The organism is Nocardia sp. NPDC019395 (assembly GCF_040632335.1).
In the GTDB taxonomy this organism is placed as follows: Bacteria; Actinomycetota; Actinomycetes; order Mycobacteriales; family Mycobacteriaceae; genus Nocardia.
Map to the genome: position 1 here is coordinate 1329503 of NZ_JBEYBT010000001.1, position 12186 is coordinate 1341688.

The 12186-nt window shown below is 67.8% G+C and carries 14 protein-coding genes; 4 read left to right on the forward strand and 10 right to left on the reverse strand.

The window, feature by feature from the left end; translation table 11 throughout:
• Positions 1 to 34: 34 nt before the first annotated feature.
• The 3 genes from ABZ827_RS05490 to ABZ827_RS05500 form a co-directional block, all read right to left on the reverse strand.
• The gene (locus tag ABZ827_RS05490; RefSeq protein ID WP_357233090.1) at positions 35 to 1405 is read right to left on the reverse strand and encodes a CoA transferase; all 1371 of its coding nucleotides are present in this window, start codon (positions 1403 to 1405) and stop codon (positions 35 to 37) included.
• Between the two features lie 93 nt (positions 1406 to 1498).
• A complete protein-coding gene (locus ABZ827_RS05495; RefSeq protein WP_357233092.1) occupies positions 1499 to 1885 on the reverse strand; it encodes a DUF2784 domain-containing protein in 387 nt (128 codons plus the stop codon).
• A gap of 40 nt (positions 1886 to 1925) precedes the next feature.
• Complete coding sequence (locus ABZ827_RS05500; protein ID WP_357233094.1) at positions 1926 to 3356, reverse strand: SDR family NAD(P)-dependent oxidoreductase; 1431 nt, start codon at positions 3354 to 3356, stop codon at positions 1926 to 1928.
• 198 nt (positions 3357 to 3554) lie between these two features.
• Between ABZ827_RS05500 and ABZ827_RS05505 the strand changes: the two genes are divergently transcribed.
• From ABZ827_RS05505 to ABZ827_RS05515, 3 genes are all read left to right on the forward strand, one after another.
• Positions 3555 to 4700: an acyl-CoA dehydrogenase family protein gene (locus ABZ827_RS05505; RefSeq protein ID WP_357233096.1), complete on the forward strand. Its 1146-nt coding sequence runs from the start codon at positions 3555 to 3557 to the stop codon at positions 4698 to 4700.
• Positions 4701 to 4761: 61 nt separating this feature from the next.
• On the forward strand, positions 4762 to 5364 hold the full coding sequence (locus tag ABZ827_RS05510) for a TetR/AcrR family transcriptional regulator (RefSeq protein ID WP_357234516.1): 603 nt from the start codon (positions 4762 to 4764) through the stop codon (positions 5362 to 5364).
• 172 nt (positions 5365 to 5536) lie between these two features.
• Positions 5537 to 6319, forward strand: coding sequence for a hypothetical protein (locus tag ABZ827_RS05515; protein WP_357233098.1), 783 nt, complete (start codon positions 5537 to 5539; stop codon positions 6317 to 6319).
• 9 nt (positions 6320 to 6328) lie between these two features.
• On the opposite strand, the gene ligD is transcribed toward ABZ827_RS05515, so the two are convergent.
• From ligD to ABZ827_RS05550, 7 genes are all read right to left on the reverse strand, one after another.
• Positions 6329 to 7339, reverse strand: coding sequence for a non-homologous end-joining DNA ligase (gene ligD / locus ABZ827_RS05520; protein WP_357233100.1), 1011 nt, complete (start codon positions 7337 to 7339; stop codon positions 6329 to 6331).
• On the reverse strand, positions 7336 to 8421 hold the full coding sequence (locus tag ABZ827_RS05525) for an ATP-dependent DNA ligase (protein WP_357233101.1): 1086 nt from the start codon (positions 8419 to 8421) through the stop codon (positions 7336 to 7338). Before ABZ827_RS05525 ends, ligD begins: the two co-directional genes overlap by 4 nt.
• Before the next feature lie 107 nt (positions 8422 to 8528).
• Positions 8529 to 8915, reverse strand: a complete 387-nt coding sequence (locus ABZ827_RS05530; RefSeq protein ID WP_357233103.1) for a cold shock domain-containing protein — start codon at positions 8913 to 8915, stop codon at positions 8529 to 8531.
• A gap of 25 nt (positions 8916 to 8940) precedes the next feature.
• Positions 8941 to 10047 (reverse strand): SPFH domain-containing protein, encoded by a 1107-nt coding sequence (locus ABZ827_RS05535; protein ID WP_357233105.1) that lies wholly within the window; start codon positions 10045 to 10047, stop codon positions 8941 to 8943.
• Positions 10048 to 10072: 25 nt separating this feature from the next.
• Complete coding sequence (locus tag ABZ827_RS05540; RefSeq protein ID WP_357233107.1) at positions 10073 to 10297, reverse strand: hypothetical protein; 225 nt, start codon at positions 10295 to 10297, stop codon at positions 10073 to 10075.
• 44 nt (positions 10298 to 10341) lie between these two features.
• Positions 10342 to 10965, reverse strand: a complete 624-nt coding sequence (locus ABZ827_RS05545) for a TetR/AcrR family transcriptional regulator (protein ID WP_357233108.1) — start codon at positions 10963 to 10965, stop codon at positions 10342 to 10344.
• A 65-nt stretch (positions 10966 to 11030) separates the two neighbouring features.
• Positions 11031 to 11351 carry a DUF6191 domain-containing protein gene (locus ABZ827_RS05550; protein WP_357233110.1) on the reverse strand — a complete coding sequence of 107 codons (321 nt, stop codon included), beginning with the start codon at positions 11349 to 11351 and terminating at the stop codon, positions 11031 to 11033.
• 144 nt (positions 11352 to 11495) lie between these two features.
• Here ABZ827_RS05550 and ABZ827_RS05555 point away from each other — a divergent pair, with 144 nt between their 5' ends.
• Positions 11496 to 12182 carry a phosphatase PAP2 family protein gene (locus tag ABZ827_RS05555; protein WP_357233112.1) on the forward strand — a complete coding sequence of 229 codons (687 nt, stop codon included), beginning with the start codon at positions 11496 to 11498 and terminating at the stop codon, positions 12180 to 12182.
• The last annotated feature ends 4 nt before the right edge of the window (positions 12183 to 12186 follow it).

Genomic DNA, 12186 nt, shown 5'->3' on the forward strand with positions numbered 1-12186 from the left:
GGCGCCCGGCGCCGTGCGGGGATATGACGCAGCATCACGGGTCTTCGGCTGCCCACCCTGATTCTTGCACGGGCGTCTCGGACCAGTGGGGCTCGGCGCGACCGTAGTCCTTCGCCGGGAACGGGTAGTCGGGAAATTCGGCCAGAGCGGGTGCCGCGGTGGTGACTGCGCCGTGCGTCACGGTGGTACGGGGGCCCGGGACCGCCGGCACGGGGTGATCGGGCGTGCGGCCGCGTTCGGACAGCAGCCACATGGCGGTCCGGGCCAGCGATACCCGGACATCGCGGCCGAATCCGTCCGCAGTCCGGGCGGTGAGCGCGTCGACGATACCGGCCGCGAGCAGATATCCGGAGGCATGGTCGAGCGCCTGGGCGGGTAGTGCCCCGGGTATCGCGGAGGCCCCTTCGATCACCGCGATCCCCGTGGCGGCCTGCACGATACTGTCGAAACCGCGGCGGCCCGCCCACGGACCGGAGAATCCCCAGGCACTCACCCGGGCATGTACCAGGCCGGGCCGGCCGGCCAAACCCAGTTGTTCCAGCGCCCCCGGGCGGTATCCGGTGACCAGGACGTCGGCGGAATCCAGTAACCCCTCCCACGAGGCGTTCGGCGTCCGCAGGTCCAGCACTGTGGATTGCTTCCCCTGGCCGGTATCGGTGTACTGCCACGGAATCTCCGGTAGGTGCGGTGGATCGACCCGTACGACTTCCGCGCCGAGCAGAGCAAGCGCCCGCGTCGCTACCGGACCCGCGATCACCCGGGTCAGATCCAGTACCCGCACACCCTGCAGCGGCTGGTACGGGGTACCGGAGACCGGCAAGGTGTAGCGTCGGCGGTCCGTGCGTTCGACCACAGCCACGAGCGGCCCGGATGCGGCCGAACCGGACTGGGGATGTGCCCGCCACTGTGCCTCGTCGCGGACCTGGACCGCGATCGCCCCCCGCGCCGCCGCCAGTTCTTCCAGATCCGCGGCGCGAATCATGGCGATCTGGGACTCGGCCTGGTCCACGGGTGCGTCGGCGGGTAATTCGAGCGCGGCCAGGAGGCGGGCGCGGTGGTGCGGATAGTTCGCGTGCGTGCGTACCCAGCCGTCGAAGGTGGGGAAGAATCCGGAGAGATCGGCGAAGCCGCCGACGGGCACGCCGTCGATTCGCAGCAGTCGATCGCTGGTGAACGAGGCCGCGATACGTTCGGGTTCGAGGTGGTGCCGGATGGGAGCTGTGCCCGCGGCGGCGCGGTAACGGTCGGTTGCCGCCCGGAATGCCTGCACGGATCCGGCGGCCAGACCCCAAACCGGCAGGGTCGCGGCGAGATAATTTCCGGGGTCGGGCCAGTCCACCGGGCCCGATCCGGCGATACCCGCGCCGTCCTCGTAATCACGAACAAGCCGTGCGCCGACGTCCACTGCACCGAGCGTACTGGCCGGAGTAGCGGGCGATCCTCGAGTTACCCGTCGGCACAGCGATTTTCATCACATTGTCACCGCGAGTGCACCCGGTCAGCCGGTGATCCGGGCGGTGGAACGGCCCGGATCGTGGTGGACACGCCACCACCAGCCCGCCCACGACACCAGAACACATACCGCCACGAGTATGCGCACCTCGTTCAGCATGCTCTCCGGGTAGATGACGCCGGTCAGATAGTGGTCGATGAACCCCTCCGGGGGCAGCCCCTGCTGTCCGGCATGCTGCCGGGCCCAGTTCTCGGCATAGGTGAGCGGGCAGTCGAAGCCGATCAGCACCGTTCCGAAACCCCAGGCCGCCGCCCCGCCGTGCAGCCAGATCGTGCGCGGCAGACGCCAGGCAACAAAACCACCCGCCACCACGTAGCCGATGAACAGCACGTGCGTGGCGGCTGTCAGATCGGCGAGCAGCTGGTACCACACCCTTCCAGGGTATGTCCTGTTTGCCTTGATGGCTCCGGATTTACCAGGCTGATGCCTGGTAGTCCTTCAGGAAGCAGCCGTACAGATCGTCGCCGGCCTCACCGCGCACGATCGGGTCGTAGACCCGGGCGGCACCGTCCACCAGGTCCAGCGGGGCGTGGAACCCCTCATCGGCCAGCCGGACCTTCGTGTAGTGCGGCCGCTCGTCGGTGATCCAGCCGGTATCCACCGCGGTCATCAGGATGCGATCGGTCTCGAACATCTCTTTGGCGCTGGTGCGGGTGAGCATGTTCAGCGCCGCCTTGGCCATATTGGTGTGCGGATGCCCGGGGCCCTTGTAGCCGCGGGAGAACTGGCCCTCCATCGCCGAGACGTTCACCACGTATTTGCGGCGGGCCGCGGCGGCGGCGAGTGCCGGTCGCAGCCGGGACACCAGGATGAACGGCGCGACCGAATTGCACAGCTGTACTTCGAGCAGTTCGGTCGGGTCGACCTCGCCGACGGTATGCACCCAGCTGTTGGTGTGGGCGATATCGGGAACCAGTCCGCCGGCATCGATCGCGATACCGCGCTCGATCCGATCCGGTGTCGCCGAACCGGCCACCAGGGCCAGCTCGGCAACGTCGGCGCCGGTGAGATCGGGTGTGAGCGAGGCGGTGAGGGCGGTCGGATGGGCCCGGGTCGTCTGGCCGAAGGTCACCATTTCGGGGAGTTCCCCGACGGGCAGCGGATCGGATTCGGCCGCGGCCAGTGCACTGTAGGAACCGGGGGAGCGGCGGACCGTCTGTGCCGCGTTGTTGATCAGGATATCGAGTGGGCCCGCGGCCGCGATATCGTCGGCCAGCGCCACCACCTGCGCGGGGTCACGCAGGTCGATACCGACGATACGTAGCCGGTGCAGCCAGTCGGCGCTGTCGGGCTGGGCGGCGAAGCGGCGGATCGCGTCGTTCGGGAAACGGGTGGTGATTGTGGTGTGCGCGCCGTCGCGCAGCAACCGCAACGCGATATACATTCCGATCTTGGCGCGGCCGCCGGTGAGCAGGGCGCGGCGGCCGGAAAGATCCGTGCGGGCGTCGCGGCGGCCGTGGCTCATCGTCGCGCATTCGGGGCACAGCTGGTGGTAGAACGCGTCGACGCGGGTGTACTTCTGCTTGCAGATGTAGCAGCCACGGGCCCGTAGCAATGTTCCGGCCGAGGCGCCGGTGGTTGCCGAGCTGATCGGAATACCCGCGGTTTCGTCGTCGATCCGGTTCGGCGACCCGGTCGCCGTGGCCGCGACCACCGCGCGATCGGCGGCCGTTTTGGCCTGCCGGGCGGCTGTGCGGCGCTGACGTTTGAGCTCTTTGAACATGCCGCCGACGGCGCGCTGAACGATCATCGAATCCGGGTGGCCGGGGTCCAGCTGTCCGGCGTGTTCGAGTACGCGCAGGCAGGTGGCGAGGTCGTTCGGATCGATACTGGTCTCGGCCATCGGTGCGGGGGATTTCCTTCGTGAGCTGGGCAAGCGTGCCCACCATTGTGGCAAGTGGCGGGAGCGAGCCCACCGCCGGGCGGCGGGGTCACCAGCAACCGCTCGTTGACATAGCGCCAATAGTGCGAGAAAGTCGATCCCGGACGATCCGGCGCCCGTGGTGCCGGTCCGGGTGATCACGAAATCGAGGATGCGGATATGGCACGCCCCGTGTGGAGCGACGACGAGGTCGAGGCGGTACGGGAACTCGCGCACAGCTACTTCGAGAAGGAAGTGGTGCCGCACGAGGAGAAGTTCGTCGAACAGGGCCATCCGGACAAAGGGCTGTACCGCCGGGCCGGTGAACTCGGCCTGCTCTGCCCCGCGGTCGCGGAGGAATTCGGTGGCGGCGGCGGAACCTTCGCCCACGAAGCGGCCATCATCGAGGAGCAGGTGCGGGCCGGTGACGGTGCCCTCGGTATCCCGGTGCACAGTTCGATCATCGCGCCGTATCTGGCCGAATTCGGGTCCGATGAGCTGAAGAAGCGCATTTTGCCCAAGGCGTGCAGCGGCGAGATGGTGCTGTCGATCGGCATGACCGAACCGGGCACCGGTTCGGATCTGCAGGCGATCAAAACCCGCGCGGTCCGCGAGGGCGACGAGTATGTGATCACCGGTTCGAAGATCTTCATCTCCAACGGCTGGCTGTGCGACGGCATCATCATCGCCGCGAAAACCGACCCCGAGAAGGGCGCAGCCGGTGTCTCGCTGCTGTTCGCCGAGGTCAGCGACGATACTCCCGGTTTCACCCGGGGGCGGATCCTGTCCAAGATCGGTGGTAAGGGCCAGGACACCGCGGAGTTGTTCTTCGACGGCCTGCGGGTCCCGGCAGCCAATCTGCTGGGCGGCGCCGAAGGCCAGGGCTTCTACCAGATGATGCAATTGCTGGCGCAGGAGCGGCTCGTCACCGCGATCATGGCGGTGGCGATGATGGAACGCGCGGTCGATTTGACCGTCGAGTACACCAAGGGCCGGGAGGCCTTCGGCAAGCCCCTGTTCGCTATGCAGAACACCAAGTTCGAACTGGCCGAATGCGCGACTATCGCGCGGACCAACCGTGTCTTCCTGGACGACTGCATCGCCCGCCATCTGAAGGGCGAACTCGATATCCAGTCGGCGGCAATGGCCAAGTACTGGTCCACCGATCAGCTCGGCGTTGTCGTGGACCGCTGCCTGCAGCTCTTCGGCGGCTACGGGTACATGACCGAATACCCGATCTCGCAGCTCTACACGGGCGCACGCGTACTGCGCATCCTCGCGGGCAGCAACGAGGTGATGAAAGATCTCATCGCACGTGGGCTCTGACCTCGAACGCGCCACCGGCCCGGGCGCGGCGGATGAGGCCGGTGGCGGGGCCGCGGCGCCGGTGCGGCGACGCCGGCTCGAACCCGACGAGCGCCGGGCCCAGATCCTGGCCGAGGCGATCGATATGTTCGGCGAACGCCCTTACGCGGCGGTGTCCACCGCGGAACTGGCGCAACGAGCCGGGGTGGCCCGCGGGCTGATCAATCACTATTTCGGCAATAAGCGCGATCTGTATCTCGCGGTGGTGCGCCGGATGGTGACCCTGCCCCGGGCCGACGAACTCGCGGTACCGGTGGGCAGTACGCGGGAACGGATCGATGCCAGTGTCCGGTGGTTGCTGGACACTATCTCCGAACACGGCAGCACCTGGGTGAAGGTGACCAGTCACGAAGGGGTCGGCGACGATCCCGAGGTGCAGCAGATTCTCGATGCCGCCGACGACGCGGCGGCGCAGCGCCTACTGGCGATGATCGGTCTGTCCGGCAACGAGGCGGCCGAGCCGCGCCGGGCGATGGTGCGCGCCTACGGAGGTCTGGTGAAGGTCGCGGGACGCGAATGGCTCACCCGGGGCACGATGACCCGCGAGCAGGTCCACGCGCTCCTCGCCGATGTGCTGACCACCCTCGTCACCGAATCTCTGCCCCGGGTACACCGGGAGAATTGACGGGCACTACCGGGCTCGTTATGGGATATCACTGCGCGCCGGGCCGATACCTGTGATCTGAACATCTGCCGTTTCCCGGGACTTTCGCAACGATCCGGCATATATTCGGCGAAATGCCGGACGGGATCCTCTGCTCCCGGATCTTCCGGCAGCAGTTCGAAGGGGATCGTGCATGGCGTATTCGCAGCGCTGGGGTGAGCGGCGCTGGCCGGAAGTACCACAGGACCGGGACGACCAGCCGCCACGACCCGGCCGCCGGCGGTTCGATGAGCCCGACGAACTCGACGACATCGACGAGGCGATTTACGCTGATCGGCCGATCGTCAATCCGTACTCGATCGTGGCGCTGGTAGCGGCCCTGCTCCTGTTGTTTCCGGTAGCGATCGTCTTCGGGCTGATCGCGTTCACCCACCCCCGCGGCCGGCTGATGGCATTCTGCGCGTTCGTGCTGGGCATGCTCGAGACCGCACTGCTGGTGGCGTTGATCCTGCTGCCCCACGACCGGGTCTCGGAGGTGTTCTCGCAGGTCGGCGATGCGGTGGGCGCGGTCGCGGGCTCCGAGACCGCGGCGGGAGATCCCAGTGCCCCGGTGACGCCCGGCGCGGTGCAGAGCGCCGCTGTATCGATCCCCGCACCGTCCACCGGGCCGGCTTCGCCGCAACCCACGGCGCCGGGTACCACGCCGCAGCTCGCCGCCCCCGCCGCCGCCGCCGAGCTGGATAGGCCCTGCCCCGAACCGGCCTTGGTGGGCGCGGCCGCCGCCGGCGACACGCTGGTGTGCCTGGCAGACACCGCATCGGTGACCGGCTACCGATGGGCCGGCCCGCACCGGATCGCCGGCGATATCGGGGAAGAGGGGGATACCTGTGTGGCCGGCGGAGGCGCGACGGCACGCACGCCGGCGGGTTATGCGCTGGTCTGCGAGGGCGGCGTATGGGTGCTGTGGACCTCGTGATCGCGGGAGCTATCCGGCCGGGTCCGGTTTGCGAGCGCGACTGGGCTGTACCCGCGGTGGCTCGTTCGGCATCTTCGGGTATTGCGGCGGCCAGGGCGCATCCATGAGACCGGCGGCCATATCGCGGTCGGACATCTCGAGCAGCGGCAGGATGGATTGCGGTGGGCGATCCACCCATGGATCGCCGGATTCGGCCAGCCGCGCCGGTACGGTCGCGATGGTCAGCTCCTCGGGAACGATCGTCGCCAGATCGGACCACCGCACCGGGGTGGATACCTGCGCGCCGACCTTGGGTCGCACGCACCACGCCCCGAAGACGGTTTTGTGCGGCGCATTCTGGTTGTAGTCCACGAACACTCGCCGTCCCCGTTCCTCTTTCCACCAGTGGGCGGTGATGTCGTCCGGATACCGGCGTTCCAGCTCGCGGGCCAGCGCGACCGCCGCGGCGCGTACCTGGTAACCGTCCCACCGGGGTTCGAGTGCGATATAGAGGTGCAGGCCGCGGGACCCCGATGTTTTCACCCAGCTGTCGATACCCAGCTCGCCGCACAGTGCCCGGGTACGCAGCGCTGCCGTGCGCAGTTCGTCGAAGCCGATACCGGGCGACGGGTCGAGATCGATCCGCAGTTCGTCGGCGATCCGCAGATCCGCGGCGTGGTTCGGCCAGATATGGAAACCCAGGCAGCCCTGGTTCACCGCCCACAGGACATGGGCCATATCGTGCGCGACCAGAGCGTCGCTGGTGGTGCCGTTCGGGGTGGATACCTCGACGGTTCGCAGCCAGTCCGGTGCCGTTTTCGGGACCCGCTTCTGGAACCAGGATTTGCCCGAGGCGCCGTCTGGGTAGCGTTCCAGCAGTAGCGGCCGCCCCTCGTTGACGCGCAGGAACGCCTCGGCGACGTTCTGATAGTAGTGGACGAGATCCAGTTTCGTTTCGCCGCGGCGGGAGAAGTACACCTTGCCGGGGTTGCTGATGGTCAGCACCCGGCCGGCCGCTTCGATCTCGATCGAATCGCTCATTTCACCACCGGGTTCCCGAAGATCTCGTGCAGTTCCGCGGGAGCGACTTCCTCGAGCTGGGCGTAGGTACACGATTCGGGTGTGCGGTCGGGTCGGAACCGGACGAGCCGCGCGCCGTGCCGGAACCGGCCGGACTGCACATGCTCGTACCGGACCTCGGCGATCAGCTCCGTGCGCACCGCCTCCCAGGAAAGATCCTTGCCCGCGCTCCAGCGGCTGACCCCGCCCGGCATCGATCCGCCCGATGACGCCTGTGCCGCGGCATCGGCCCATTCCCGCCACGGATGGTTCTCCAGGGCGCGCTCGCGGTAGGGCTCGAGCTCGCCGACCAATTCTTTGCGGCGCGCGGCGGAGAAACTGCTGGCCACCCCCACATGATGGAGAATCCCGTGGTCGTCGAACAGGCCGAGCAGCAGTGAGCCGACCCCGGCGCCGTCTTTGTGCCACCGGAACCCCGCGACCACGCAGTCCGCTGTGCGCTCGTGTTTGACTTTGAGCATGACGCGCTTGTTCTGCTGATACGGCTGGTCGTCGGCCTTGACCATCACGCCGTCGAAACCGGCGCCCTCGAACCGGGTGAACCAGTCGAGGGCCACCGCCGGGTCGCCGGTGAGCGGTGTCAGGTGGACCCGGCCCGGTGCGGTGTCCAGAATCGACTCGAGCAATCCACGGCGCTCGGTGAACGGCGCGGAGGTGAGATCGCGGTCGGCGAGCGCGAGCAGGTCGAAGGCGACGAAACTGGCCGGGGTCTCGGCGGCGAGTTTCGCGACCCGTGACGCCGCCGGATGCAGGCGCTGCTGGAGAACGTCGAAATCGAGTCCGTGTTCGGTGACGACGACGATCTCCCCGTCCACCACACACCGGGCCGGAAGCGCGGCTTTCAGCAACTCGGCGACCTCGGGGAAGTACCGGGTCAGCGGCCGGTCGTTGCGGGATCCGAGTTCCACCTCGTCGCCGTCGCGGAAAACCACACAGCGGAAACCGTCCCATTTGGGTTCGTAGCTGAGCCCGGGGCCGGGCGGGATATCGGGTGCGGCTTTGGCCAGCATGGGCCGGACGGGTGGCAGCACCGGCAGATCCACGTGGTCCTCCTCGGGTCGGTCCTCACCCGTATCGACGCCGTGGCCGGCGCCGATTCATCGCCCCCGATAGTAGGAGCCGAGATCGCCGGACCGTCGGACCCGCCGCGTCAGCCCGCGATCCAGCCCTGTTCGGCGGCGAAGTCGGTGAGCCGTTCCCGGATCACCACGATCTCCCCGGCGGTGAGCGCCGGGGAGGCGTCCAGGAGCAGTTCGGTGATCTGCCGGGTGTATTCGCCGGCGGTGAGGCGGGCGCCTTCCCGGTCGGCGGGTTCGTGCCGGGCACCGTTGCCGCGCGGCGATCGGAGATTGATCGCCTTCGGGCCACGGTCGCCCTCGGTGATATCGAATTCGAACACTCGGCCCTGGCGGAGTTCGTCCTCGCCGAGGCCGATATCGTTGACATGGACGAATACATCGGGCCCACCGTCCTCGGGCCGGATGAAACCGAATCCACGTGATCCGTCGAACGACACCAATTTCCCGCTGGCCACCACACCGCTCCTCGCCGCAGTTACGCGGTCACTCTATATCCCGTTTTTCCTCGCCGTCGGCGATAAGCGCCTTTTGCAGGGAGTTGAATACGGTCAGCCCCTGTCCGACCATACCGTTGAGCAGTTCACCGACCCCGTCCGGTCCGTTGAGGACGGTCAGATTCGCGTTGGACAGCCCGCGCGCGGCCTGTTCCACGATGAGCGGCAGTTGTTCGATCAGCATCTGGTCGAGTGCGATCCGATTGTGCGAGGCGGCCGCCTCGGCCTGGATCCGGGTGCGGTCCGCTTCGGCCTCGGCCAGGATACGCACCCGATCGGCTTCGGCCTGCGCCGGTTTCACCACTTCGGCTTGCAGTTGCTGTTCGCGCAGTTCGGCTTCTCTCCGCGCCTGGGCGGCTTGGGCGCCGAGCACTTCCTGCTGGGCGAGCGCCGCGGCCAGCGGCCCGGCCGCGGCCGCTTCCGCCTCGGCCTTATCGATATCGCGCTGGTAACTCGCCTTGAGGATCGATGTCTCGCGCGAGTACTCGGCCTGTTTGCGCAGCGATTCCTGTTCGGCCTCGGCGGACCGCTGCGCAGCCTGCGATTCCGCGATCTGGGCGTCCCGGTGCACGGCGGCGTTGTGCGGAGCGGCGAGCGCCGAGATATAGCCGAGGTCGCCGTCGTCGATGGACTGGATCTGGAACGAGTCCACCCACAGCCCGATATTGCTCATCTCCACCTTCGAGGCCACCAGCACCTCGTCGGCCAGGCGCTGGCGTTCCCGGATGATCTCCTCGACGGTCATCGAACCGACGATGGAACGCAGATGACCGGAGAAGATGCGCCCGGTCAGCACCGACATCTCCTGCTCCTGTTCGGACAGGAAGCGTTGCGCCGCGTTCACGATCGAGGCGGTGTCGTTGGCGACCTTGAACGCGATCACCGCACGCACCTGCAGCACGATGGCCTGTTTCGTAACGCAGCGTTCGGTGATCTCGGCTTCGAACATGGCCAGGGACAGATACCGGACCTTGCGGAAGAACGGCATCACCCAGGTGCCGCGGCCGATGATCACCCGGAACGGTGTGGCATCGCGGCTCTTGGCACCGCTGACCAGCATCGCCTCATCGGGATCCGGTACGTGATAACCCAGCACGAAATGACTCCTCGCGTCGATATTGCTACGGCGCCGGGTCCGGGAGCGGGATCCAGGGCACCACATCGGCGATACGGCCGGAATCGACCCCCACCACGAGCACGGTGCTACCGGCCGGGATGGCTTCGGCAGCGCGTGCGATGTACCCCTCGGTTCCCCCTCGTACGGCCACCAGAACCTCTCCCAGCGTTCCGGGGCCGCGGATCGGCGAGCTCAGCTTACCCGTCGACCCGACCACTTCGTCGTGCAATTTCCCGAACCTCCTTGCCCGGCCACGGCTTCCGCCGGCGCGAGCTACCGGTACAGCGTGCGGTACGCGCCCAGCATGGCGACCAGGTGATCGACGATCTCCTCGCGAGTGGCCCGCAGCGAACCGTTCAACCACGCGGAGAACATCCCCGCGTTCCCGCTGGCCATGGTGACTGCCGCGAGGCGGCGCTGCACCGGATCGTCGATCCGGGCGAACAGATGATCCTGGATGAGCCTGGTGAAGGCGGGCATCACCGATATCGTGGTCTGGCCGAGACCGGTGCTGGAATAGGGTTCGACCAGGAACAGGCGTGATTTCCGGGGATCGGCGAGCACCTTGTCCACCAGTGCCTCCGAGAGCGCCCGGTCCCGGGAGGAATCGTCGGCGACCGCGAAAGCGGTCATCGGCTCCAGGAAATCGTCGGCGGTCTGCCGGTACAGCACATCGAGCAATTCGTCGCGACTGGCGAAACTTTCGTAGAAGTACCGGTCGGTCAGGTTCGCCCGGCGGCATACCGCGCGCATGGTGACTCCGGCCGCACCGGCTTCACCGATGAGGTCCAGCGCGGCTTCGAGCAGGGCACCGCGCCGGGCCTGCTTGCGCTCCGAAAGCGTGGTACCACCCCAGATCCGGGGCCCGCCGTCATCCGATCGCTGGTTCGCACGCACTCGTCCACAGTAGTGGCCGGGTCCGCACCACCGCGCCGGTGGTGGGGCCGCGCCCGGCCGGGCGGTCAGGGGCCGGTCGCGCTTTCCGGCCGCCGGGCGATCAGGACCGCACGGCTGCGGTCGAGATCGATCCGATCCCGGGGTGGCGCACCGTCGCTGTCCTCGTCGCGGAGCATCGACCGGGCCGCGCGATCATCCAGTTCGCGGCGCTTGGTTCCGTACCAGAACGCGGTGATCTCCTCGACTCCGGCCGCGGCGAGCCGGGTCGACGTCCGGGTCGCTCGAGCCTGCCCGGTTTTCGGGAAGCGCGAATGGACCCACCGTATCGCCGCCGCGGCACCGAGCAGCAGCATAAAAGCCGGGGCACCGAGGAAGAGTAGTTCCACGAATTCACGATAGCGGTCTGCCACGGACTCGGCGCCCGACCGGCGCGGGCCGCCGCATCGGAACGGTGGCGGGACTTTGGGCCGGGGCCGGGCGCCGCGTATCGACCCGAGTCCGGCAAATCGGTGGCGGCTATCGTGAACCGTATGGTCCTGCTCGCTGCGCTGCTGGTCGCTGGGTTCGCCACGGTGACCGGATTCGTGCTCGCCGGTGATGCCCTGACCGGGTTGGACCGGCCCGTATACGAATGGGTGCTCGACCGGCGGGAGGAGCCCTTCACAACCACCGCGACGGTGATCACCCACGCCGGGGGCTCGCTGATGATGTGGGTGCTGGCGTTACTGGCATGCGGACTACTGGCGTGGCGTCGTGAAACGGGGGATCTGGCCCTCGTCGCGGGTGTGGGCCTGTCCTCGGCGGTCCTGGTTCGGGTGTTCAAACATCTGGTCGGCAGGCCGCGGCCACCGGTCGGTGACCGGTTGGTCGAGGTCGGCGAGCCTGCGTTCCCCTCCGGGCACAGCGCCGGCGCGGCGGCCGTGGTCGGTGTGCTCGCCGTGCTCTTCTACCTGCGGTCCCGTCACCGGATCGCGGCCCGGATCTGCGGGGTGTGCGCGGTCTTGTTCGTGACCTCGGTGGGGTTGTCCCGGATCTACCTCGGTGTGCACTGGACCACGGATGTACTCGCCGGCTGGGCACTCGGCGCACTGCTGGTGGTTCTCGGTGTGCTGATACGCCGCCGGCTGGGCGGCCCTGGTGCGTGGAAGGCAGGGCGGTCACCCGCGGAAGCTGCGCATCCGGCGGCCTCCGCCACGTCGGGCGCCTCGCTGGGCTGATCTG